The sequence below is a fragment of the Bacteroides sp. D55t1_190419_B8 genome (assembly GCF_015558905.1).
Lineage (GTDB): Bacteria > Bacteroidota > Bacteroidia > Bacteroidales > Bacteroidaceae > Bacteroides > Bacteroides vicugnae.
Genome location: NZ_JADMOU010000001.1, coordinates 52,729 through 77,215, shown reverse-complemented (window position 1 = coordinate 77,215; position 24,487 = coordinate 52,729). Strand labels below are relative to the sequence as shown.

Below are 24,487 nucleotides of genomic sequence, written 5' to 3'. Positions count from 1 at the left end.
TACCTTTGCGCCCGATTTATAGATAATATAATGTCTTATTTAATTAAAGTATTAAACAATTTATTTATTAATGGAAAACTTAAAGAACGTAGCTCCTATTGAAGATTTCAACTGGGATGCTTATGAAAATGGCGAATCAGTAACCAATGCAAGCCACGAAGAACTTGAAAAAGCTTACGACGGTACGCTTAACAAGGTGAACGACCGTGAGGTTGTTGACGGAACCGTAATCGCAATGAACAAGCGTGAAGTAGTTGTGAACATCGGTTACAAATCAGACGGTATCATCCCATTGAATGAATTCCGTTACAATCCGGATCTGAAGATCGGTGACACAGTAGAAGTGTACATCGAAAATCAGGAAGACAAAAAAGGACAGCTCGTTCTGTCACACAGAAAAGCCCGCGCTACTCGTTCTTGGGATCGCGTTAACGCTGCTCTGGAAAATGAAGAAATTATCAAGGGTTACATCAAGTGCCGCACGAAGGGTGGTATGATCGTAGACGTATTCGGAATCGAAGCATTCTTGCCGGGTTCTCAGATCGACGTTAAACCGATCCGCGACTATGATGTATTCGTTGGCAAAACAATGGAATTCAAAGTGGTTAAAATCAACCAGGAATTCAAAAACGTTGTTGTATCTCACAAGGCTCTTATCGAAGCTGAACTGGAACAACAGAAGAAAGAAATTATCGGTAAACTTGAAAAAGGACAGGTTCTTGAAGGAACTGTTAAAAATATCACATCTTACGGTGTATTCATCGACCTTGGTGGCGTAGACGGTTTGATCCACATCACTGACCTTTCTTGGGGACGTGTTAGCGATCCGAAAGAAGTGGTTGAACTGGATCAGAAGCTCAACGTTGTTATCCTTGACTTCGATGACGAAAAGAAACGTATCGCTCTTGGCTTGAAACAACTGACTCCGCACCCATGGGATGCTCTTGACACTGACTTGAAGGTAGGTGACAAGGTGAAAGGTAAAGTGGTTGTTATGGCTGACTACGGTGCATTCATCGAAATTGCTCCGGGCGTAGAAGGTTTGATCCACGTTTCAGAAATGTCTTGGAGCCAACACCTGCGTTCTGCACAGGATTTCATGAAGGTAGGCGACGAAGTAGAAGCTGTTGTATTGACACTTGACCGCGAAGAACGTAAGATGTCTTTGGGTATCAAACAACTGAAACAAGATCCATGGGAAACAATCGAAGAAAAGTATCCTGTAGGTTCTAAGCATACTGCAAAAGTTCGTAACTTCACTAACTTCGGTGTATTCGTAGAAATCGAAGAAGGTGTTGACGGCTTGATCCACATCTCTGACCTTTCTTGGACTAAGAAAGTAAAACACCCATCAGAATTTACTCAGATTGGTGCTGACATCGAAGTTCAGGTATTGGAAATCGACAAAGAAAACCGTCGTTTGAGCCTTGGCCACAAACAACTCGAAGAAAATCCTTGGGATGTATTCGAAACTGTGTTCACTGTAGGTTCTGTACACGAAGGTACAATCATCGAAATGTTGGATAAGGGTGCTGTTGTAGCTCTTCCTTACGGTGTAGAAGGTTTCGCAACTCCGAAACACCTTGTAAAAGAAGACGGTTCACAAGCACAGTTGGATGAGAAACTTGAATTCAAAGTGATCGAGTTCAACAAAGACGCTAAGAGAATCATTCTGTCTCACAGCCGTATCTTCGAAGATGTAGCTAAGGCTGAAGAAAGAGCAGAAAAGAAAGCTGCTTCTGGTGCTAAGAAGTCATCTTCCAGCAACAAGAGAGAAGATTCTCCGATGATCCAAAACCAAGCTGCTTCAACTACGCTGGGCGATATCGACGCTCTTGCTGCATTGAAAGAACAGTTGGAAGGAAAGAAATAATCTGAATAGAATATTTTCCAGTGAAAGGCGCTCCCGTTTGGGGGCGCTTTTTTTGTTCACCACAGAGGACACGGAGGACGCAGAGGGTAGGGAGGATATAGAGGACAGGAAGGATATGGAGAATACAGAGGATTGAAGGATTGATTTAACAAATTAGCGATGGTAATATATATTTATTTATATAAACTACCCTCTTCTCCTCCGCATCCTCTCCATATCCTCTTTACCCTCTGCGTCCTCTGTGTCCTCTGTGGTGAATAGAAAAAAAGTTTCTTCCTTTGCAAGATTAAATGTGAAATGTCCTATCTTTGCATACCATGGAGAAATTCGAGTTACATATATTGGGATGCGGCTCCGCTTTGCCTACCACGCGACATTTTGCGACCTCTCAAGTCGTGAATTTGCGTGAAAAGCTTTTTATGATTGATTGTGGTGAAGGGGCACAGATGCAGTTACGCCGTTCCCGGCTGAAATTTTCCCGGTTGAATCATATCTTTATCTCTCATTTACATGGTGACCACTGTTTCGGATTGCTGGGATTGATCTCTACATTCGGATTATTGGGGAGAACTGCCGATTTGCACATCCATTCTCCACGGGGATTGGAAGAGTTGTTTGCCCCGATGCTTGCTTTCTTTTGCAAGACACTGACTTACAAGGTATTCTTTCATGAATTTGAAACGAAGGAACCGGTGCTCATTTACGATGATCGTTCGGTGACTGTAACGACGATTCCCTTGAAACACCGTATTCCCTGTTGTGGTTTCCTTTTTGAAGAAAAACAGCGTCCTAATCATATCATCAGAGACATGGTAGACTTTTATAAAGTCCCGGTTTATGAGCTGAACCGCATCAAGAACGGAGCCGACTTTGTAACTCCCGAGGGAGAAGTAATACCTAATTTACGTTTAACCCGCCCTTCGGCTCCGGCGCGTAAATATGCTTATTGTTCCGATACAATCTATCGTCCGTCCCTTGCTGAACAGATTAAAAATGTAGATTTGCTTTTCCATGAGGCTACCTTTGCACAGACCGAGCAGGCACGCGCCAGGGAAACTTATCATACCACTGCTGCACAAGCTGCACAGCTTGCTGTGGATGCTAATGTGAGACAACTGGTGATCGGACATTTTTCCGCCCGTTATGAAGATGAATCTGTCTTACTTAATGAAGCGTCCGCCATTTTCCCACAAACCATTTTAGCGAAAGAAAATTTGTGTATTGACGTTGATGGAGGGACTTGTCTATGAAAAGTAGTCGATTGCTTTGGGGAGTAATCATCCTGTTCTTTGGTTGTTTGGCAGCCTGTAAAAAAGAGAAGCCTCAATCTCCAATACCCGACTCTTTGTCTTCCCTCAAGGAACTGTTCCATCCTGCTTATCAAATAAATGCAGACAGCATTCATCAGATGATCCGTTCCTGTTTGAACGAAAATCCGGTGACTGCGTGGGATTCGGTTTTGTTGGCTCATTATCAGGAGAAGGATGAATTCTTTTGGCTGAACGATTCTCTCATATCCGATAAACCAGCCATACAGGTGGCGGACTCGATGTTATTCTGGTTAGGAAATATTTCACAGCATGGAATTAATCCGAATTATTATCCTGTCGATAGTATTCGTGGAGAATTGCAACAGATACGTACCTTGAATCTGCGCGAAGGGAAGACGATGAACCGTCTGCTGGCAGACGTGGAATATCAGTTGACAGCCGCCTATCTTTCGTATGTGTGTCAATTGAAATTTGGATTCCTGCCTTCGGAACGCAGATGGAACGACTCGATAGACCACATTCCTCTGAAACATTGTGATACGGAGTTTGCAATGGCTGCCCTTGATTCTTTGCGTGCAAACCCTAACGCTGCTTTTCGTCGGGCGCAACCCTCTTCTCCGCTTTATCATAAGATGCAGGAAGAGTTGGTTCGTGTGAATGGCTGGGGAGTGACAGATACTACGGATTATTATCGGGATCGGCTATTGGTAAACATGGAGCGGGCACGTTGGCAATATGCATTGGATAAAGGACAGAAATATGTGATAGCCAATGTGGCGGCATTTATGTTGCAGGCCGTCAACGAAGAAACGGACTCTATTCTGGAGATGCGTATTTGTGTGGGGACTGTGAAGAATAAAACTCCCCTATTGTCAAGCAGGATTTATTATATGGAATTGAATCCGTACTGGAATGTGCCTCAAAGCATTATCCGGAAAGAGATTATCCCTACTTACCGTAGAGATACGACATATTTTACCCGTAACCGCATGAAAGTGTACGATAAGAATGGTACGCAGGTAGATCCCCACAGTATTAAATGGGCGAAGTATGCAGGAAGTGGCGTACCTTATACGGTGAAACAGGATAACAAAACGGGAAATTCGTTGGGACGTATCATCTTCCGTTTTCCCAATCCTCATTCCGTATATCTGCATGACACTCCCTCACGGTGGGCTTTTACACGGAATAATCGTGCGGTGAGCCACGGTTGCGTCCGTCTTCAAAAAGCCCTCGACTTTGCGTTTTTCCTGTTGAAAGAGCCGGATGAATTGTTGGAAGACCGTATTCGTATTGCAATGGATATCAAGCCGGTGAGCGAAGAGGGAAAGAAGCTGCCCATCAGTGTGGCTTATCGTGAATTGAAACATTATAGTTTGGAACAATATATACCTTTATTTATAGATTATCAGACGGTTTACCTGTCTGCCGATAATAAATTAAGGTATTGTGAGGACATTTATAAATATGATCCGTCTTTACTAGAGGCGATGAATAACCTGAATTTGAAACCATAAATAAACATACAGATACGAGAGATTATGACCCCTTATAACGAACGAGAAGTTCTGAAACTCCTTCAGGAGGAGAGTACACAGCGGAAAGGATTTGAAATGATTGTGGGGCAGTATAGCGAGCAATTGTATTGGCAAATCCGCCGGATGGTACTGTCGCATGAGGATGCGAACGATCTCCTGCAAAACACTTTCATCAAGGCATGGACGAGTATTGATTATTTCCGTGCCGAGGCGAAGCTGTCAACCTGGCTCTATCGTATCGCGCTGAACGAGTGTCTTACCTTTCTGAATAAGCAGCGTGCCATGACTACCGTAGATATTGACGATCCCGAAGCAGTAGTTGTGCAAAGGCTGGAGAGTGACGCTTATTTTTCAGGCGACAAGATACAGATGTGCTTACAAAAAGCCTTGCAGACTTTGCCCGAAAAGCAGCGTATGGTGTTCAACCTGAAATATTATCAGGAAATGAAGTACGAAGAGATGTCGGAGATCTTCGGCACGTCGGTCGGTGCACTGAAAGCATCTTATCATCATGCGGTGAAGAAAATAGAGAAGTTTTTAAAAGAAATAGATTAAACCTTTTAAATGAGACACTGTCTAATGAAAAGAGAGGAGAAAAACGTATGAAAGAAGAAGATATTTTATTGAAGAAGCTTGGAAAGGAAAATTCCTTCAAAGTGCCCGATGGTTACTTTGAGAACCTGACTTCGGAGATAATGAATAAACTTCCTGAAAAAGAGAAAGTCGCTTTTAAGGAAGAACCTGTCAGCACATGGACAAGACTGAAACCATTGCTCTATATGGCAGCTATGTTTGTAGGGGCGGCCTTGATTATCCGGGTGGCGTCAACAGACCATAAGCCTGCTACGGCAGATGATGTAGCGGTGACAGAAGTAGATACTGAAGTAGTTGTATCTGACGAAATGATTGATGTAGCAGTGGATCGTGCCATGCTGGATGATTATTCGTTATATGTTTATTTGAGTGACGCAAGTGTAGAATGATTTATAAAAACTGATTGAATACAGAAAATGAAAAAACTAATCGCATGGATCGTTTTGTTGTGTGGCTTTATGCCTGTTCTTTGGGCTGCTGATGGATGTGATCAGCATTTATCCCGGGAGGAGTTCAGGGAAAAACAAAAAGCTTTCATTATCGAACAGGCTGGATTGAATAAAGAAGAAGCAGCCAAGTTCTTTCCCGTTTATTTTGAACTCCAGGATAAAAAGAAGAAACTGAATGATGAGTCATGGGATTTGATGCGCAAAGGCAAGGATGATAAAACAACGGAAGCTCAATATGCAGAAATCAACGAGAAAGTGGCCAACAACCGTATTGCTGCCGACCAGCTTGATAAAACTTATTTGGGTAAGTTTAAAAAGATTCTTTCAAGCAAGAAGATTTTTCTCGTGCAACGTGCAGAGATGCGTTTTCACCGTGAAATGATAAAAGGTATGAATCGTAGCAAAGACAAGGGAGACGATTCAAAGAAGAAATAAAGAAAAACAGAGCGTCTGATTCGTATGAACAGACGCTCTGTTTGAGTAAAATGGAGGCTCTGTCCGGTGGGAATAGAGCCTCAGTTTTTTTATGCCGGTAAGGAAGTTACAGTCCTTTTTTCTTTGCTTCATTCCAAATGGCATCCATCTCTTCGAGAGACATATCTTTCAGACTTTTTCCCTCCTTGATGGTGTGCTCTTCCAGATAATTGAAGCGGCGGATAAACTTCTGGTTGGTAAGTTCCAGTGCATTATCGGGATTGATTTTATAAAGGCGTGCCGCATTGATGAGGCTGAACATCACGTCGCCGAATTCAGCTTCCGCTTTCTCTTTATCCATGTTGGCTACTTCCTCCTGAAACTCACCGATTTCTTCTTTTACTTTATCCCAAACCTGTTCCCGTTCTTCCCAGTCGAAGCCTACATTGCGGGCTTTGTCCTGAATACGGTAAGCCTTGATTAGTGAGGGTAGGGCAGCGGGCACACCGCTTAATACACTCTTGTTGCCATCTTTCTCTTTGAGTTTCAACTGTTCCCAGTTCTCGGAAACTTGTCCGGCTGTCTCTGCTTTCACCTCTCCGAACACATGCGGATGGCGGAAAATCAGCTTATCGCACAGCTTGTCGCAAACATCTTTGATGTCAAAATCTCCTGTTTCCGAACCTATCTTGGCATAGAAAGCAACGTGCAATAATACGTCTCCCAATTCTTTGCAGATCTCTTTCTTGTCATCCCTCATCAGGGCATCGCAAAGTTCGTAAGTCTCTTCTATGGTGTTGGGACGCAGACTTTCATTTGTCTGTTTACGGTCCCAGGGACATTTAACACGCAGTTCGTCGAGAATGTCCAGGAAGCGTCCGAAGGCTTCCATCTGTTCTTGTCTGGTATGTGACATAAATCTCTTTATTTAAAAGTTGATGCAAAGATATGACTAATAATTCATCCCGAAGTTCCAAAGCGGAATAATATTCCCATAACCGGTTTCAATATCGTCTTTCACAATATATCCTTCCTGTGCTTTAGCAATCTGTTGCTGTCCTTTGTTTTTTCCTCCTATTTCGAATGTTCTTTCTCCAATTTGAAAATCAGAAATCTTGGAAGATATAACATCCTGTTTCACTCGCATCTGGTTATAAAAAAATGTTTCGCGCATATTACCGATATTGGAATTTTCTCCTCCTAACGTATAAATGAGATTAGTATTATCAAGATATATTTTTTCTACTTTACCTAACCCTCTGATTCCACCTGTATCATCCCTAACCTGAGCTATCATTCCCGCTTTCTCAATATAAAGTAAGTAATCGCTTAAATAATTACGACTTACTCCGATGATGTCAGCGAGTTTCTGCATGACAGGTTTAAATGGGACGCTTTTGGCAATAATCATCAGCAATTGTTTGAGTTTTCGCCCTGTCGAGACATTCATATTAGCGTATTGAGGAATGTCATTCTCCATAGTTTGGTTGATTACTTGGTTTAACTCAATTTCAAAAGTGGTATCTTTGCTAAACGGGTAATAGCCGTGTCGTATATATTCAGCGAATAGCGGAAGTGGATGTGCTATTCCCGGAATTTCAACTTTATGCTCCAGTATTTCTTCTAATGAGTAGGCTGGTACATGAATTTGATGGAACATACTTAAATATTCTCTGAAAGACAGTCCTTGCATTTCATAGATTGGTGCACGTCTGCTCAAATCTGCCGTTCCTTTATAAATATCCAGAATAGAGGAACCGGTAAAAAGAACTTGCATATCCGGATAAGAATCGAATATCTGCTTTAATTCACGAGACCAATTAGGATATTTGTGTATTTCATCAATGAATAAATGTTTGCCGCCTTGTTTGCTGAATTTGTCCGTTAGGTCAATCAGGGAATTATCGGCAAAATACATATTGTCTGCTGAAACATATAATGTATCTTTCGGATTCATGTTCTGCTTGATATGTTGCAGGAACATGGTGGTTTTACCTACTCCGCGCGGTCCGACAAGTCCGAGCATATGGCTGCCCCAATTTATTTCAGCATACTTGTATCGGATAAAATCGGTACTTGTTGCTTTAAGGAGTTTATTGAAGTTTTCGTATAATCTGTCCATGGTTGGCATATATTTATATGCAAATATACATCAATTGCACAACAAAAGTGCAGAAAACTATTAATTTCTGCACTTTTGTTGTGCAATTGATGGATTGACGCAATGAAAACAGCTTTTCTATGACTTTGAATTAATCTTTAGGTGAGTTGTTATATTTCATTGTAATAAAATTAATTTAGTTTACGGTGATAGTAAGTCCATCGTTATAATCGAAATTGAACACAAAATTAGGGCTGATATTGAAGTCGACAAATGTTACTTGAAACTTCTTACTTCCCAACTTGTGGAATTCATTAAGCTGTAATTTATTATCGGGCAGATAACCATCGAATATTTCAAACCATTGGCTATTTAGAACAACTTCATGTTTATTTAGGCAATCGATTGCTATGTTTCCAAGATCGCTTTCAAATAAGTCACCTCTGTATTTTCTGTTGCCATTTACGTAAGCTCTTAATAGACGGGAAAAGTTTGAAAATTCGAATTGTTGCAACAACCATTGATAATCTTCATTGGATATCAAAAGCAAATCGTCATTTACTTCTTCATCGCCACCAACTACTTCGAGACCAATACCTTTGTATCCATTGGTTATGGCTTGTTTCATGTTGTAACAGAAAGTATAGATAGCATAATAGCAAGCATAGTCGTGTATAATCTGTTTTTTGAAATTTTCATCGTTTCCGTTATTTATATTCTGTCTGTTCTCGGAATAGTTTACGTTGTCTAACGTGTCTACTCCGGCAGTGTCTTCATCAAGATACCAATTGCTGTTTTGAGGTTGGGATGCCTGAAACTTTTCAGCAGGTTGTAAACAGGTCAGTATAACCAGAATTGCTACAATGATTGCAGATACACTGAGTACTATTTTATCTGTAAAGGTTAAAGGAATATGCAGATTGACCGCATTTCCTTTCTTGCATAGCAGAACGAGTAGCCAAAACATGCCTACTATGGGAACAAGAACGATTAGATACCACCATCCACTTTTTCCGATATCATGCAGGCGGCGTACACTTATTGCCAACGAAGGAACAAAAAGAGCCAATGACGCAAAAGTGAACAGCCAGCCGTAGCCAAGACTCTCATCGTATAGTTTAAAATCTATTCCCAATAATAGGTCGGCACATGAAGTAACGCTGAGTATGACCGAATAAAACAGTATATATAGCCAATACTGTTTTCTTGTTGCTATACCACTAAAATCAGCATACTGTTTCAGAATAACGTTGGTAAAATAGTGAGATAAGAATGAAGTTCTTTTCACCTCCTTGTTATCCTTTGTTTGCAATGATTTATCCTTCTCTTTTTGCTTTTCCTCTACATGATGATGTGTGGGCTTATTTTCTTGGGACACGCTTGGGAAGGCTAGTGCTTCATGACAATATGGGCAAGATGCAATACCTTCTTCTATCAGCTCTGCACAAACAGGGCAGGTTATCATCTTTTTTGTGACCAGTGTCTTTTCTTCCAGCCATTCACCACAGTATTTACACTTCTTAGCCACAGCCAAGATCGCTTCCCCGCAATAAGGGCATTTTTTTATATCTTTTTCCATAAGGCTTATTTTTTTTGAAGTGAAGAAATTTTATACCGAACTTCTTTATTCTCATTAACAAAGAATGAAACCTTGACACTAAGGGTCTCTTCTTTCTTTTCATTGCTGAATTGATAGGTGAAATTGGTTCCGTCTATTCTATTGATAGTGTAACTTCTGATTAAGGGGTAGTTGTCATCACGCAGTTGCTCCAAGTACCGTTCCCCAGCATTTATTTCCGGGCTTTCACTATCTGCCATTGCTTGATATACGGATTCTGTAGATTTGGCTCCCAATTTTATTTTAATTCTATTGTACGTGTTCAAATCGATTTCTCCTTTACGTAGCCTTTCTTGTGCTATACGGAATTTTTGGGCGTTAGCTATCATCTCTTTATATACAGGACTGTCGGCAGGTGTTGACTGTTTTTTAAGACCTAATTTTGCTTTTATGTATTCTTGGGTTTTGGATGATTCTTTTTGTATATCATATTTGTTGTTTAGAAAGTCTTGCTGGCATAAAAAATTTATCATGTCTATGCGAAAAAGATGGTCTTGCTCGCTTTGGTCCTTATCGTTTTTAGTTGGGTGGCATACACCAACTAATTTTCCATTCAAATAGGCATTTTTATTTATTACTTGATATTGGGGAAACAGTGAATTTACTTGATAGTGTTCTTCTTTAGGGTATGTGCGGTCTACTTTTTCCCATTTGCCTTTTTTGTCGTACAACCATTCCCATGTTTGAGCAGCTCGGATTAAATACAAAGAATCGGCTATTCTTTCTTGTTCTATTTTTATGATTTCATTAACTTTTTGAATGGAATCAGTTCTTTGCAGTTCGAGTTCTTTCTTGATGATATCCTGCTCTATTCTTTTTTTTATTTTCTCTAATTCTTTAGATTTCCTTTTTAGGCTTTCCATTGATTCTCCTGAATAGAATATAGGAAAATTATATGTGTAAGGATTATCAATAGCCATTCCAATATTATCTAAAGATGTACTTTTGTATAACTTATTATCTATTACTTTCAAAAGTGAATCTTTTGTGTTTTGTAATTGCCGAGAGAATGCTTCTGTTTTATCTTTCTTAGACTTAATCAATTTTGATAAATCCATTATTTGTGCATTCGTCTTGCATACTCCCATACAGAGAAATATGCATATTAATAAAGACTTTCCCATATTTACCAGTATCTTAACCAAAACTCGTTAAACAAATCGCTTTCCGAATCTTGCTGTTCATAATCATTTAAATCTCCCAGGCAAAATGGAGTATATCCGTTCTCTTTACATTCGTTTGTCAGCATAGACGGCATTTCATCCAAGGCGGTGATTAGTATATAATGCCTTTTAGCATCGGGCATGTGCTCTTCACATACTTGGTCGAAAATAGCCTTGTATCGTGCTAACTGATTATGGTGAGTCGGTGTATATGTTTTGTTTTCAATTAAAATGGTATGAAGTTCTTCTTTCCCATTGTACGTTATATGTATATTGGCCCAAAGATCAATATATTTCCATTGTTTCCAAGTTTCAACGGAGATCACTTGCACTTCGTCTGTCATTGCGATGTTAATCAGTTTGCCAAGAATCTTTCTGCAATATTGGTAAAGGATAGGTTTCTCTTTACTGTATTGTTGCATAGATCTACGTAATGTCCATGAAAGAATAAAGTCTATCATGGTTTCTTTTTGAGAATCTCCTTCGGAGGAATCTTTCATTAGTAATGATACTTTTTCCATGTTTTATATAGTTTTAAATTAATGTACAGGTACAAAAAAAGAGCGTAAACTAACTTTTATCCTTATTTATTCGCTTAGGCTCTCGCATTGCCTGAATCTCAAATAAGGTAAAAGCAGTCCACGCCCTATTCGGGTGTGAACGCTACTTTAACCTACTATCCTGAGATTCATTTTAAATTTGCGAGATTTAAGCGAACGGGATAATACGTCTTAACGTTCAATCAATATGTCTGAAAATCTTTGTTCTCTGTTTCTTACTACTTGTTTTTAATGGTTGTATATTGCAAAACTAAGAAACATTTTTTAGAATTGAAAGAATCTTATCAGAAAAGATGACCGGACTGCTTTAATATTTACTAATGAATACTCATTTCAATGCACCTATGATGATATTTATTGATATAGTTGATGCATTCTTTGAATCATTGTCCCGATTTGGGTTCTGAACCATTGAGGCTCCAGGACTTCTACAAAATCTCCGTGCGATAGGATAGCCTGACAGAAATCATAAGTAGGGCGCAATATATAATCAAAAATGGAATAATCGTTATGTGTTTCGCTCTCTTTTTGAGAGTGATGTAGCGGAAGAGAACGAAAGTATTTACATTGATTCCCGTAGATTTTTATTCTGATTTTTTCCACATCATATTCTTCATCGATAATAACCCCGAAACTATTATCGAAGTAGGCTTTAGGATTAAAAGTGCGAGGACACTCAAATAATAAGTCCGTTTGCTCCATTTCAAGTATCCGGTCGAGGGAGTAGATCAGAACTTTGTTATAATACGGACTTCTTGCTGCGACATACCAACGTTGTTTAAAAGCTTTTATGCAATAAGGTTCAATGTGAAATGTATACGATTTATCCTGCCAATAGCTTTGATATGTTATTTCTAACGTTATATGATTGTCGATTGATTCAATGATTGGTATCAAATACTGTTCTCCTGAAGGATATTCTTCCAGTAGTATTTTATCTCTTAATTTATGGTTTTCGTTAAGGACTGTATTGACCGCAAATATATTTAATAGCCATTTTCTGAGTCCTTCCTTTTTAAGTTCTTCGGTGTTTTCTATATAATAATTGCATCCGTTGCGTCTATCGCATTCTATATTTATGTCGAATAGTTCTTCAATGGCTTTCCGGTGATTGTGAAAAGTTCTATTGGGGATTTCCTCTCCGTTACTCATTTCACACCGCAGCCATTTACGGTTAATCTCTTCTAGTGTTATTGTTCCGGCCCGATAGATTGTATCTACTAACCAGAGATATTTATTAAAAAGATCTTTTGCCATAAAGAAATTAGTCTATCCGTTTTATATTAGTGTTGCAAATATCGGGATACTATGTGCCAAAACAAGGCACAATCTACATCTGTTTTTTCCATTCCTGGTAAGAAATCAACAACCCTACTACTTCCGAGTAGTTTTGGCGGCCACTTTCTATCTTGTTTCCTTTCAGGTAAAGATCGTATATCCAATCCTGTACGGCTCCCACTACCGGGCTATACTTGGCAGCCCAATAGGCTTGATTATTCTTGGCTAATTCAATAATTTCCGGTCGGATGCGTTGAAAGAGTTTTGCATATTCTTCTTCTGAAAGTAATCTTTTTGCATTTCCCAATACATGCCCCAGTACAGAGAAATATCCGGAGAAACGGATACCCATTGCCTGTGAACGGGTGCAAACCTGATAAGCATAGAAATTGGCTTCCGCTTCGCTGGTGATACCTAACAGGTGGGCTAGTTCATGAGCATAAGTGGCGGGATAGTTGGCGGGAAGCAAATCTCCGTTAAGGGTGAATTCGCAGAAGAAAGGCCCCATGCTACCGGTTACTCCTACCATGGAAATGAATGGAGTAAACAACATGGTCTTTACTCTCGGATGATCATGTGGAGGTCGGTGCACGCCCAAGCTATCACTTAACTGATTATAGATTCGTACGGTTTCTTCCCGTATCAAATCCTGGTTGATACTATTTATAGGGGTATACGAACGATTTAATTGGGTGATATAGTCGTCAACGAACTCCTGAAAAATTTCGGGAGTGTAGGCTGTATACGGGATTTCAGTTCGTTGGTAAAAGTTCTTTTGAGAATAATTCAGTCCCCATGCCAGATAGAACCATACATAAATCCACAACAGATATTCGCCGTCGCGCAATAAAATTTTTTTCCAAGGCAACTTCTTGCGGAGACGGGCGTAAATAGGATAAATAATCACCCCCGTGATGCTAAGGAAGATGAATAAGTCTCCTATCGCAAAAGGAAATAAATTGGAAAAAAACGACAAAACGTAAGAGATAAAAGGATAGATTGTTTGCGAATAGATTGTTGCCAGAGCAGGAATCCATTGCGTTAGCCACACCAGGATTAAGATTGCTCCTAGGGCTAAATATCTTACATTTGGCTTCTTTTTCATCATTTGTCTAATATCAGTCAACAAAAATATGCATTAAATAGACGTCGCGCGAAAAAATACCTCTATATTTGCAAAAAATCTGTTAACAATGGCTTTATTACTTGTGTAATAGGAAAAGTCATTCAACATAAACCGGATAAAAGATGGCTACAAGTAGGAAGAAACACCCCGAGGGTGGTAAGATTTGAATTTAAATTATTAATTTTGCACCCGTTATTTTTAGAATATACATTATCATATATACATAAAACAATATGGAATTAGCAAGTAAGTACAATCCCGCTGACGTGGAGGGAAAATGGTACCAGTATTGGCTGGACCATCATTTATTCAGTTCGAAACCCGATGGCCGTGAACCTTACACCATCGTCATTCCGCCCCCGAACGTCACCGGTATGTTGCACATGGGACACATGCTTAATAATACCATTCAGGATATTTTAGTTCGTCGTGCCCGTATGGAAGGCAAGAATGCCTGCTGGGTACCGGGAACTGACCATGCTTCTATTGCTACTGAAGCTAAAGTAGTAAACAAACTCGCCGCTCAAGGTATCAAGAAAACTGACCTGACTCGTGACGAATTCCTGAAACATGCCTGGGATTGGACAGACGAACACGGAGGTATCATCCTGAAACAGCTCCGCAAACTCGGTGCATCCTGCGACTGGGATCGTACTGCTTTCACTATGGACGAGAAACGCAGTGAAAGTGTACTGAAAGTTTTCGTAGACCTGTTCGATAAAGGATTGATCTACCGCGGTGTCCGTATGGTGAACTGGGACCCGAAGGCATTGACCGCTCTTTCTGACGAGGAAGTGATCTACAAAGAAGAGCACGGAAAACTATATTACCTCCGTTATAAAGTGGAAGGTGATCCGGAAGGACGCTATGCCGTAGTGGCAACTACCCGCCCCGAAACAATCATGGGTGACACAGCGATGTGTATCAATCCGAACGACCCGAAAAACGAATGGCTGAAAGGCAAGAAAGTGATCGTTCCGCTGGTAAATCGCACCATCCCTGTGATTGAAGATGATTATGTAGACATCGAATTTGGTACAGGTTGCCTGAAAGTGACTCCGGCTCATGATGTAAACGACTATATGCTGGGTGAAAAGTACAACCTGCCTAGCATTGATATCTTCAACGATAACGGTACATTGAGCGAAGCTGCCGGTATGTATATCGGTATGGATCGTTTCGACGTCCGTAAACAAATAGAGAAAGACCTCGAAGCTGCCGGACTGCTGGACAAGACAGAAGCCTATACAAATAAGGTAGGTTACTCGGAACGTACCAATGTAGTGATCGAACCGAAACTGTCTATGCAATGGTTCCTCAAGATGCAGCATTTTGCTGACATGGCATTGCCTCCGGTAATGAACGATGAACTGAAGTTCTATCCTGCAAAATACAAGAATACCTACCGTCACTGGATGGAGAACATCAAAGACTGGTGTATCAGCCGTCAGTTGTGGTGGGGACATCGCATTCCTGCTTACTTCCTTCCGGAGGGAGGTTATGTGGTAGCTGCTACAGCAGAAGAAGCATTGGCAAAAGCAAAAGAAAAGACTGGCAATGCTGCCCTGACAATGGAAGATCTCCGTCAGGACGAAGATTGTCTGGATACCTGGTTCTCTTCCTGGTTGTGGCCGATCTCTTTGTTTGACGGAATCAACAATCCGGGTAACGAAGAAATCAACTATTACTATCCGACCAGCGACCTTGTGACAGGACCGGATATTATCTTCTTCTGGGTAGCCCGTATGATTATGGCAGGCTACGAGTACGAAGGAAAGATGCCGTTTAAGAACGTTTACTTCACAGGTATCGTTCGTGATAAACTGGGACGTAAGATGTCCAAGTCACTCGGTAATTCTCCCGACCCGTTGGAGTTGATCGAGAAATACGGAGCCGATGGAGTACGTATGGGCATGATGCTTTCTGCTCCTGCCGGAAACGATATTCTTTTCGATGACGCACTTTGCGAACAGGGACGTAACTTCTGCAACAAGATATGGAATGCTTTCCGTCTGATTAAGGGCTGGACAAATGCCAAAGGCACTATTGAGATTCCTACCGATGCACATCTGGCAGTTCAGTGGTTTGACCAAAGACTGGATGCGGCAGCTGTTGAAGTGGCCGATCTCTTCTCCAAATATCGTTTGAGCGAAGCGTTGATGCTGGTTTACAAACTATTCTGGGATGAATTCTCTTCCTGGCTGTTGGAAATCGTGAAACCTGCTTATGGACAGCCTGTCAATGGCTTTGTTTATGATATGGTTCTTAGCTCTTTCGAGCGTCTGCTTGAATTGCTGCATCCTTTTATGCCATTTATCACAGAAGAACTGTGGCAACAATTGCGTGAGCGTGAACCGGGTGAAAGCCTGATGGTTACTCAACTGTTTGAACCGGTCGGAGCAAATGAACAGTTCCTGGCAGAGTTTGAAGTAGCTAAGGAAATCATCAGTAATGTCCGTAGCATCCGTTTGCAGAAGAACATTGCTCTGAAAGAAGAACTCGAATTGCAGGTTGTAGGTACTCATCCGGTGGAGAAATTGAATCCGGTGATTATCAAGATGTGTAACCTGTCTTCCGTAACAGTGGTAGAAAGCAAATCAGAAGGTGCTGCTTCTTTCATGATAGGAACGACCGAATTTGCCGTGCCATTGGGCAATAAGATTGACGTGGAAGCCGAAATCGCCCGTATGGAAGCCGAATTGAAGCATAAAGAAGGATTCTTGCAGGGAGTGATGAAGAAACTTAGCAACGAGAAATTCGTCAATAATGCTCCGGCTGCCGTTCTTGAACTGGAACGTAAGAAGCAGGCCGATGCGGAGAGTATCATCAAATCTTTGAAAGAAAGTATTGCGGCTTTGAAGAAATCATAGTCCTCTGATACTTAAATTTATATAATAAAGGGCATCTCAACTCGTTTTGGGATGCCTTTTTTTTGCGCTAAAGAAATTAATACTATCTTTGCTTTCGCTATTTATAGAATATCACAAATGAAACAACCGCTGCGGATCATCCCATTTTTCCTTGGATTATTCCTTTTCATTGAAGGATTCTTATCCCCTGCGTCAGCCCGAACCGAAAAAACAAATAAAGAAGTACTGGTTTTAAACTCGATTAATTTCAATCTGCCTTGGGCTAAAAACTTTTATTGGTGTCTTCATGATGCTCTTCAGAAACAGGGAATCTCTGTCAAAGCGGAGTCGCTTTCTGTACCTGCTTTGGAAAATGAGATGGAAGTGAATGCTCTGGTTACCCATTTGCGCCAGAAATATCCGACTCCTCCCACTGCGGTTGTGTTGATTGGAGATCCGGGATGGATAGTCTGCCGTGAATTGTTTGATGACGTATGGAAAGAAGTTCCGGTAATCGTGACAAATGCCCGCGACCATTTACCGGCTTCCCTTGAGGTCTTGTTATCTCACGTTCCGTTGACGGAAGCCAATACCCTTTCCGGTGATGAATGGAGGCGCGGATATAATATAACCATCTTGAAGCAACATTATTATGTAAAGGAGACAATCGACTTAATTTACAAACTGATACCTGATATGGAACGTCTGGCATTCATTTCGGACGATCGGTATATCAGTGAAGAAACTCGCAGAGATGTACAGGAAGCTGTAAAGGAGAACTTTCCGGACTTGCGTCTGGATTTACTTTCCACCACTCAATTGTCTACGGAAATGTTGCTGGATACTTTACATGGTTATAAACCGAATACGGGGATCATTTATTATTCTTGGTTTGAATCACATAACAAAAATGACAATATCTATCTTTTCGATCATATTCAGGAGGTGATTGTCAATTTTACTCCGTCTCCATTGTTTTTACTTTCTCCCGAAGACTTGTCGAACAATACTTTTGCAGGAGGATATTACGTTTCGACAGAATCGTTCTGTAAATCTTTGTTGGAAATACTCGGTCGTATTTTGGATGGAGAGCAGGCACGTAATATTCCCGGTGAGGTGGGAGGACAAGGAAGTGCCAATCTCTGCTATCAAGTATTGAAATCCTACAATATACCTTCTTCCCGTTATCCGGACGATGCGGTATATGTCAATGAACCCAGGACTTTTTTCCAGCAGTATTATGTTCAAATCCTTTCCTGCTCTTTCTTTTTATTGATATTGATTGTTGCTATTGTATATTATATCAGCATTCTTCGGAAAGCATATAGTCGTCTGCATGAAGCGATGGAAAAAGCGGAGCAGGCTAATCAATTGAAATCCGCATTCCTGGCTAATATGAGTCATGAGATACGTACCCCCTTGAATGCTATTGTAGGGTTCTCGAATATGCTTCCTCATGTCGAAAACCGTGAAGAAATGTCCGAATATGCAGATCTTATTGAAACAAATACAGATTTATTGCTTCAGTTGATTAATGATATTCTGGATTTGTCGAAGATTGAAGCCGGTACATTCGATTTCTACCCTGCCTTGATTGATGTGAACCAGGCGCTTGAAGAAATCGAGCAGAGTATGCAGCTACGTCTGCGATACAATAATGTGACTTTCACATTTGCGGAAAGACTGCCCCAATGTACATTGTATACGGATAAGAACCGTTTGATTCAGTTACTTGCCAATTTCACTGTTAATGCCATTAAGTTTACAGAGGTGGGTACTATCCGTATGGGGTATCGTTTGCTCGATCCTGAAACGATTTATTTTTATGTGTCGGACACCGGCTGTGGAATGTCTCCTGAACAGTGTCTCCATGTATTCGAACGGTTTGTGAAGTACAATTCCTTTGTGCAAGGTACCGGACTGGGACTTTCTATCTGCCATACGATTGTAGACCGCCTGGGAGGGAAAATAGGAGTGGAGTCGGAAGAAAACAAAGGATCTACTTTCTGGTTTACCTTACCTTATCGGCAGAATTAGTGCTTTACTTCTCTCCAATCTATCAGTAGATAAGTTGCTATGCTCTTATTGCAAACTTCCTTTCCCTTATTGGATAAGTTGTCTTTGACTAAGAAGAAACTATAAACGCAAGTTCTGATTATATAATTGCAAGTTGCATTTATATAACCGGAACTTGCAGTTATATAAATGAAGCTTGCAATTATAGTTTTCTCTCGGTCAAAAAGAAGTTTGTCAGCAGGGGAATGTAAGTTTACCTCTAATGCAACAGAAGTTATCTATCAGTACTTTAGTAAATAGATAGTAATAGATAAGAAAATAGATGGCTGGCTTATTTTTAAGGAAATAGAATCGGTAGCAATAACGGCAGATAATCCTTTAAATCTACACGTAGTTGCTTTAGTGCCTGTTGAATGCGGTAATCTACAGTTTTGGGAGATACTCCCAAAATCTCAGCTATTTCTTTATAACTCATATCCCGGAACCGATGCATCACAAAAGCTTCCCGGTAACTTTCCGGCAATGTGGCAATGGCATTTTTGATACGTTGTGTCAACTCTTCGACTTGATAAAGATCCGTATCTTGTAGCATCTCCTGCATCTCTTCATAAAATCGAGTGTCGGCACGTTGGGTGGCATCAATATGTGCAAGCTTGTTCAGAGCTTTGCGGTATATCATTTTAAAGAGGTATGAACTAAGCGAGGTTTCGATAATCAGATTTTCTCTATTTTCCCAAATCCATAAAAGAGAATCCTGCACAATTTCTTCCGCATCTTCCAGATCGACGAAGCGATGGCCGTAGGCGCACAGTGCCGGATAGTATCTCCGAAACAGTGCATCAAATGCCTTTTGGTCTCCCTGTTGTATGGCAGATAATAGGAAATTGTTGTCTGACAGGTGAATTTCTTTCATGCATTAGTTCGATATTTCACTGCAAATATAGCTTTTTTATAAGAAAACAAAGATTTTCTGAAAAAAAATGAGATTTGGTTTAGGAATCTCTAAAGTCTCCCTTGTCTTATAGTAAAAGGCAATAAAATACGAATATGGATAAGACTGATAAAAATACAATAGAAAAATTGCTTCCCCGTTATTGTGAGGGACTGGCAACGGAAGAAGAGCGTCTGCAAGTTGAGACGTGGATGGATGAATCGGAAGAAAACCGACGGATGGCCAAACAAATACATGCTCTCTATCTTGCCACAGATACCGTTCACATCATGACGAAAGTCGACACAGAGAAAGCATTGACAAAGGTGAAAAGTAGAATGACAGGTAACAGACAAAGGAAAACGACATGGTGGGAATGGGCGCAACGTGCGGCAGCAGTGCTGTTCATTCCACTTCTCGTTACTCTGATGGTACAACACTGGGGAGGAAGCGAACAGGAACTGGTACAAATCATGGAAGTGAAGACGAATCCGGGAATGATGACTTCTTTGACATTGCCCGACGGTACACTGGTTTTCCTGAATTCCGAATCTACTTTGAGTTATCCCTCACGCTTTGACGGTGACACGAGAAATGTAACATTGCAGGGAGAAGCTTATTTTGAAGTAGCCAAGAATCCGGAAAAGAAATTTATAGTCTCTACTTCCCACCAGTCACAGATCGAGGTATTGGGAACTCATTTTAATGTAGAGGCTTATGAAAAAGAAGACCGGATTGCAGCAACATTGGTTGAAGGAAAGATAGGTTTTATTTATTCATCTGACAATGGTTCGAAAAAAGTACTGATGGATCCCGGACAGAAATTGGTCTATGATACAAGAGACAGTAAAGTACAGCTTTATGCCACCTCCGGCGAGTCGGAAATAGCATGGAAAGAGGGAAAGATTATATTCAAAAATACTCCTCTCAAAGAGGGATTGCGAATGTTGGAGAAGCGGTATAACGTGGAATTCATTATTAAAAACGACCGTTTGAAAGGAGACTCATTTACAGGTACGTTTACTAATCAACGCTTGGAGCGTATTCTGGAATATTTCCAGCTTTCTTCTCAAATCCGTTGGCGTTATCTTGATTCGCCGGATATAAAAGATGAAAAGAGTAAAATTGAAATATATTGATTGATTAACCTTAAAAACAAAAATGCAATGAAAGACAGATCCCCTTAAACAAAAACATACGGGAGGATATTGGCGTATCTCCCCGTATGGAAATCGGTAAATCTTTTTGATGCTTGTTTGGCGACAAGCTTAGATAAACTTTTTATTAACTTTAAGTCATTACAAATTTATGCAAAATTATTTTAGCATCCAATTTTTGTGGGTGGTAAAGTCACTTTGGCTAACCTCAAAAAAAATCCCATTATCTATGAGACTATTGGTTTTGTTCTTTGTATGTTCTATCGGATTGAGCTATGCAGCCGATAGTTACGCTCAAAAGGCTTTAATCAGTATTGATGTACGTAATCAGCGAGTGGAGGACATTTTGAAAGAGATTGAAGCGCAGTCTGATTTCGATTTTTTCTTCAATAATAAGCATGTCGATTTGAATCGTCGCGTATCAGTTTCCGCTGATAAAAGCAACATTTTTAGTGTGTTGAAAGAAATCTTTTCCGGTACTAATGTAAAATATTCGGTACTGGACAAGAAGATAATATTATCCATCGAGGCACAGTCTCCGGAACAAGAAAAGAAAATAACCATATCCGGTACTATATCAGATGCACAGGGGGAACCGATTATCGGGGCCAGTGTGTTAGAAAAAGGAGTACAGGGTAACGGTACGATAACAGATATTGACGGGAATTTCAAACTCTCCGTTTCTTCATCGAAGGCACAGCTCGATATCTCCTATATCGGCTATCAGTCGCAGACGGTTGCCGTACAACCCGGAAAAAACATGAGAATCACTTTGCAGGAAGATTCCAAACAACTTGACGAAGTGGTAGTGGTGGGTTACGGTACACAGAGCAAGAAGACATTGACCGGTGCCGTTTCTATGGTAAACATGGGAGATGTGGAGATGAATACCGTACCGAATGTATCTCGTGCGTTGGCAGGTAAAGCAGCAGGATTCCGTGTGAACCAGGTTTCTGCGCAGCCGGGCGGTGAAGCGAAATTCCGTATTCGTGGAGAGGCGTCTACAGGTGCTGGTAATGAACCTTTATTTGTAATCGACGGCTTCCCGGTATCTTCTACTTCCAATTTAAGTTCGGGTAATGGTTTCTACGAATCGGGTAATATCGATAATGTACTGGAATCATTGAATCCGGATGACATTGAATCCATTTCTGTGTTGAAAGATGCTGCTTCTACGGCTATTTATGGTGCGCGTGCCGGACATGGAGTTGTTTTGATTACCACCAAACGCGGTAAGAGTCAGAAGCCCAGAGTGACTTATTCCGGTATGGGATCGGTGCAGGTAGCCCGTTCCAACTATAAGATGCTTGATACCCGTATGTATATGGATATGTATAATAAACAGATGTATGAAGAGTGGTTAAAGTTGAACGGAATGGGTATCTATGAAGGATATGTTGAAAAGCAGGACACTCCGCCTACTCAATATAAACCCACTTTCAATAATGATGAAATATTGACAGCTAGCGGTACCGATTGGTTGGATGCGGTGATGCGCAATGGATATACGCAACAGCACAATCTTTCTGTGAATGGTGGTACGGAGAAAACCCGTTATCTGGCTTCTGTCAACTATATGAATCAGGAGGGTATTGTCAAGAATAATGGTGTCAGCCGTTTTTCTGCCCGTTTGAATCTGGATCAGGAATTGAGTGAATATGTTTCTTTCGGACTGACTGCTACTTACTCACAGAATAAGTATGATAATGTTCCGCTGGGAGACAATGCCAATGAATATTCCGGTGTATTGACCGGTGCTATCCAGTCCAATCCTACTATTCCTATCTATGATTCTGAAGGAAATTATTATATTGATCCGAAACGTCCTTTTGTTGCAAATCCGGTGTCTCTGTTGGATATAAAGGATAACACTGTAAAAGACCGGATCATAGGCTCTGCATTCGTATCCGTGAAACCTTTGAAAGAATTGGAAGTGAAGTTGCAGTTAGGCGTCGACCGTAGTTTCCAGAAACGTTCCAGCTATTTGCCTAAAACAACTTTGCAGGGAAAGACCAAAAACGGAAGAGCGGATATTTCGCAGGAAACAAGTACTACCTATCTGATGGAGTTGACAGCACAATATTCCAAGAGTTTTGGTGATCATAACGTGAAAGCTATTGGTGGTTATTCATTCCAGAAATTTAAGAATGATGGATTGAGTGCCGGAAATGAAGACTTTCTTGTAGATGGTTTCGGATATAATAGTTTGGGTTCAGGTAATTACAAGAAACCTTCTGTAGGTTCATGGGCTTCTATTAACAGTATTGCTTCTCTGTTTGCCCGTGCCAATTACTCGTATAAAGGCAGATATTTACTGGAAGCTACAGTTCGTGCTGATGCTGCTTCCAATTTCGCCCCGGAAAATCGTTGGGGGTATTTCCCGTCCATATCAGCCGGTTGGATGATAAGTGAAGAAAATTTCATGAAAGGGGCTTCAAACTGGTTATCTATGTTGAAGTTAAGAACTTCTTATGGACAGACGGGTAACTCTAATGTCGGTTATCGCATTTACGACTATTATGAAGTGGGAAGAAGTGCTATTATCGGAGGTGCAGAATCAACAGGAGTATATGCTTCGGATTTGGGTAACAGGAGCCTGACTTGGGAAACGACCACGGAATTTAATGTAGGTGTGGATCTAGGCATACTCAACAACCGGTTTAAGTTGACAGCCGAATACTTCAAACGTAAGATTACAGACTTGTTGGTGACAAATAAACCATTGCCTTTTTATAATGAGATAAATAAAATAGCGGGTAATATAGGATCAACACAAAGTCAGGGTGTGGAAATCACAGTGAATACGGTGAATATCGTTACTAAAGATTTTGAATGGGATACGACATTAACCTTGTCACATTACAACGACCGTTGGCTGACACGTGACCCGAACTGGAAACCCAAACCTTATGAAAAAGAAAATGATCCGATTCGTGCATGGTGGGAATATGAAGCGCTTGGTATCCTGCAACCGGGAGAAAAAGTTCCGGACGCTCAAAAAGACTTGGTTCCGGGTATGATGAAACTGAAAGACCGCGATGGAAACGGAGTATTGGGAGATGAGGATAAAGTATATATGGGTAATGGTGACCCCAAAATAATCTACGGTCTGAACAACTCGTTCAGATATAAGAACTTCGACTTGAATATCTATTTCTATGGAGAAGCCGGCAGAAAGAGAGGAGCCAGTTATTATGAGGGCTGGACACGTATGGACAATGGTATCAATGTTTCTACTTATGCCCTGAAAGCTTTCAATAGCAATAACCTGACAGCCACTGATCCGACATTCGTCAGAGGTGGAAGCGGATGGGGTGACTATTATGTGAAATCTATCTATTATGTTCGTTGTGGAAGCATTACATTGGGATATAAAGTGCCTGTCAGCCAGAAGATTGCCAAGAATCTCCGTGTATATGTAGACGTGAACAATCCGTTTGTGATTACTAACTGGACAGGTCTGGACCCGGAAACGGACAACGGGACCTATGCATATCCGAATGTAACCTCGTATAATTTTGGTGTATCAATATCTTTCTAATAAGTGAT

18 protein-coding genes are annotated in these 24,487 nt (G+C 40.7%); 10 read left to right on the top strand and 8 right to left on the bottom strand.

All coding sequences use genetic code 11. From position 1 onward, the window contains the following. Window positions 1-70: 70 nt before the first annotated feature. The 6 genes from rpsA to I2I13_RS00265 all read left to right on the top strand — a co-directional run bounded on the left by rpsA (window position 71) and on the right by I2I13_RS00265 (window position 6,160). Window positions 71-1,873 carry a 30S ribosomal protein S1 gene (gene rpsA / locus I2I13_RS00290; RefSeq protein ID WP_148364380.1) on the top strand — a complete coding sequence of 601 codons (1,803 nt, stop codon included), beginning with the start codon at window positions 71-73 and terminating at the stop codon, window positions 1,871-1,873. 317 nt (window positions 1,874-2,190) lie between these two features. Beyond that, on the top strand, window positions 2,191-3,123 hold the full coding sequence (locus tag I2I13_RS00285) for a ribonuclease Z (protein WP_148364381.1): 933 nt from the start codon (window positions 2,191-2,193) through the stop codon (window positions 3,121-3,123). After that, complete coding sequence (locus I2I13_RS00280; RefSeq protein WP_195648434.1) at window positions 3,120-4,661, top strand: L,D-transpeptidase family protein; 1,542 nt, start codon at window positions 3,120-3,122, stop codon at window positions 4,659-4,661. The genes I2I13_RS00285 and I2I13_RS00280 overlap by 4 nt, the downstream gene beginning before the upstream one ends. Before the next feature lie 24 nt (window positions 4,662-4,685). Continuing rightward, window positions 4,686-5,237 (top strand): RNA polymerase sigma factor, encoded by a 552-nt coding sequence (locus I2I13_RS00275; protein ID WP_195648433.1) that lies wholly within the window; start codon window positions 4,686-4,688, stop codon window positions 5,235-5,237. A gap of 47 nt (window positions 5,238-5,284) precedes the next feature. Beyond that, window positions 5,285-5,665, top strand: a complete 381-nt coding sequence (locus tag I2I13_RS00270) for a hypothetical protein (protein WP_074557307.1) — start codon at window positions 5,285-5,287, stop codon at window positions 5,663-5,665. Window positions 5,666-5,692: 27 nt separating this feature from the next. Next, window positions 5,693-6,160: a hypothetical protein gene (locus I2I13_RS00265; protein ID WP_148364384.1), complete on the top strand. Its 468-nt coding sequence runs from the start codon at window positions 5,693-5,695 to the stop codon at window positions 6,158-6,160. Window positions 6,161-6,266: 106 nt separating this feature from the next. Here I2I13_RS00265 and mazG read toward each other — a convergent pair whose 3' ends face one another. From mazG to I2I13_RS00230, 7 genes are all read right to left on the bottom strand, one after another. Continuing rightward, window positions 6,267-7,055 carry a nucleoside triphosphate pyrophosphohydrolase gene (gene mazG / locus I2I13_RS00260; protein WP_008775510.1) on the bottom strand — a complete coding sequence of 263 codons (789 nt, stop codon included), beginning with the start codon at window positions 7,053-7,055 and terminating at the stop codon, window positions 6,267-6,269. 36 nt (window positions 7,056-7,091) lie between these two features. After that, window positions 7,092-8,261 carry an ATP-binding protein gene (locus I2I13_RS00255; protein WP_195648432.1) on the bottom strand — a complete coding sequence of 390 codons (1,170 nt, stop codon included), beginning with the start codon at window positions 8,259-8,261 and terminating at the stop codon, window positions 7,092-7,094. A gap of 175 nt (window positions 8,262-8,436) precedes the next feature. Beyond that, complete coding sequence (locus I2I13_RS00250) at window positions 8,437-9,819, bottom strand: zinc-ribbon domain-containing protein (protein ID WP_195648431.1); 1,383 nt, start codon at window positions 9,817-9,819, stop codon at window positions 8,437-8,439. 5 nt (window positions 9,820-9,824) lie between these two features. Continuing rightward, window positions 9,825-10,982: a hypothetical protein gene (locus I2I13_RS00245; RefSeq protein ID WP_195648430.1), complete on the bottom strand. Its 1,158-nt coding sequence runs from the start codon at window positions 10,980-10,982 to the stop codon at window positions 9,825-9,827. A gap of 2 nt (window positions 10,983-10,984) precedes the next feature. Further along, a complete protein-coding gene (locus I2I13_RS00240; RefSeq protein ID WP_195648429.1) occupies window positions 10,985-11,542 on the bottom strand; it encodes a PD-(D/E)XK nuclease family protein in 558 nt (185 codons plus the stop codon). A 393-nt stretch (window positions 11,543-11,935) separates the two neighbouring features. Beyond that, window positions 11,936-12,838, bottom strand: a complete 903-nt coding sequence (locus I2I13_RS00235) for a YafY family protein (protein WP_195648428.1) — start codon at window positions 12,836-12,838, stop codon at window positions 11,936-11,938. A gap of 73 nt (window positions 12,839-12,911) precedes the next feature. Next, window positions 12,912-13,967, bottom strand: coding sequence for a DUF3810 domain-containing protein (locus tag I2I13_RS00230; protein WP_195648427.1), 1,056 nt, complete (start codon window positions 13,965-13,967; stop codon window positions 12,912-12,914). A 251-nt stretch (window positions 13,968-14,218) separates the two neighbouring features. Here I2I13_RS00230 and I2I13_RS00225 point away from each other — a divergent pair, with 251 nt between their 5' ends. Together I2I13_RS00225 and I2I13_RS00220 are read left to right on the top strand one after the other, a co-directional pair. Next, complete coding sequence (locus tag I2I13_RS00225; RefSeq protein WP_195648426.1) at window positions 14,219-16,855, top strand: valine--tRNA ligase; 2,637 nt, start codon at window positions 14,219-14,221, stop codon at window positions 16,853-16,855. Between the two features lie 117 nt (window positions 16,856-16,972). Next, window positions 16,973-18,871 (top strand): ATP-binding protein, encoded by a 1,899-nt coding sequence (locus I2I13_RS00220; RefSeq protein WP_195648425.1) that lies wholly within the window; start codon window positions 16,973-16,975, stop codon window positions 18,869-18,871. Window positions 18,872-19,187: 316 nt separating this feature from the next. Here the strand turns inward: I2I13_RS00220 and I2I13_RS00215 are convergent, their stop codons facing one another. Continuing rightward, entirely contained in the window at window positions 19,188-19,763 is a 576-nt protein-coding gene (locus tag I2I13_RS00215; protein WP_148364388.1) for an RNA polymerase sigma-70 factor, read from the bottom strand. Window positions 19,764-19,897: 134 nt separating this feature from the next. On the opposite strand from I2I13_RS00215, the gene I2I13_RS00210 reads away from it, so the two are divergent. Together I2I13_RS00210 and I2I13_RS00205 are read left to right on the top strand one after the other, a co-directional pair. Continuing rightward, window positions 19,898-20,920 carry a FecR family protein gene (locus I2I13_RS00210; RefSeq protein ID WP_195648424.1) on the top strand — a complete coding sequence of 341 codons (1,023 nt, stop codon included), beginning with the start codon at window positions 19,898-19,900 and terminating at the stop codon, window positions 20,918-20,920. 169 nt (window positions 20,921-21,089) lie between these two features. Beyond that, the gene (locus tag I2I13_RS00205; RefSeq protein WP_195648423.1) at window positions 21,090-24,479 is read left to right on the top strand and encodes a TonB-dependent receptor; all 3,390 of its coding nucleotides are present in this window, start codon (window positions 21,090-21,092) and stop codon (window positions 24,477-24,479) included. The last annotated feature ends 8 nt before the right edge of the window (window positions 24,480-24,487 follow it).

Coding starts and splice junctions, on each gene's coding strand:
- I2I13_RS00255 (WP_195648432.1), bottom strand. CDS start 8,261: ATGGACAGATTATACGAAAACTTCAATAAACTCCTTAAAGCAACAAGT.
- I2I13_RS00240 (WP_195648429.1), bottom strand. CDS start 11,542: ATGGAAAAAGTATCATTACTAATGAAAGATTCCTCCGAAGGAGATTCT.
- I2I13_RS00235 (WP_195648428.1), bottom strand. CDS start 12,838: ATGGCAAAAGATCTTTTTAATAAATATCTCTGGTTAGTAGATACAATC.
- I2I13_RS00285 (WP_148364381.1), top strand. CDS start 2,191: ATGGAGAAATTCGAGTTACATATATTGGGATGCGGCTCCGCTTTGCCT.
- I2I13_RS00230 (WP_195648427.1), bottom strand. CDS start 13,967: ATGATGAAAAAGAAGCCAAATGTAAGATATTTAGCCCTAGGAGCAATC.
- I2I13_RS00225 (WP_195648426.1), top strand. CDS start 14,219: ATGGAATTAGCAAGTAAGTACAATCCCGCTGACGTGGAGGGAAAATGG.
- rpsA (WP_148364380.1), top strand. CDS start 71: ATGGAAAACTTAAAGAACGTAGCTCCTATTGAAGATTTCAACTGGGAT.
- I2I13_RS00275 (WP_195648433.1), top strand. CDS start 4,686: ATGACCCCTTATAACGAACGAGAAGTTCTGAAACTCCTTCAGGAGGAG.
- I2I13_RS00215 (WP_148364388.1), bottom strand. CDS start 19,763: ATGAAAGAAATTCACCTGTCAGACAACAATTTCCTATTATCTGCCATA.
- I2I13_RS00205 (WP_195648423.1), top strand. CDS start 21,090: ATGCAAAATTATTTTAGCATCCAATTTTTGTGGGTGGTAAAGTCACTT.
- I2I13_RS00280 (WP_195648434.1), top strand. CDS start 3,120: ATGAAAAGTAGTCGATTGCTTTGGGGAGTAATCATCCTGTTCTTTGGT.
- mazG (WP_008775510.1), bottom strand. CDS start 7,055: ATGTCACATACCAGACAAGAACAGATGGAAGCCTTCGGACGCTTCCTG.
- I2I13_RS00250 (WP_195648431.1), bottom strand. CDS start 9,819: ATGGAAAAAGATATAAAAAAATGCCCTTATTGCGGGGAAGCGATCTTG.
- I2I13_RS00245 (WP_195648430.1), bottom strand. CDS start 10,982: ATGGGAAAGTCTTTATTAATATGCATATTTCTCTGTATGGGAGTATGC.
- I2I13_RS00220 (WP_195648425.1), top strand. CDS start 16,973: ATGAAACAACCGCTGCGGATCATCCCATTTTTCCTTGGATTATTCCTT.
- I2I13_RS00265 (WP_148364384.1), top strand. CDS start 5,693: ATGAAAAAACTAATCGCATGGATCGTTTTGTTGTGTGGCTTTATGCCT.
- I2I13_RS00270 (WP_074557307.1), top strand. CDS start 5,285: ATGAAAGAAGAAGATATTTTATTGAAGAAGCTTGGAAAGGAAAATTCC.
- I2I13_RS00210 (WP_195648424.1), top strand. CDS start 19,898: ATGGATAAGACTGATAAAAATACAATAGAAAAATTGCTTCCCCGTTAT.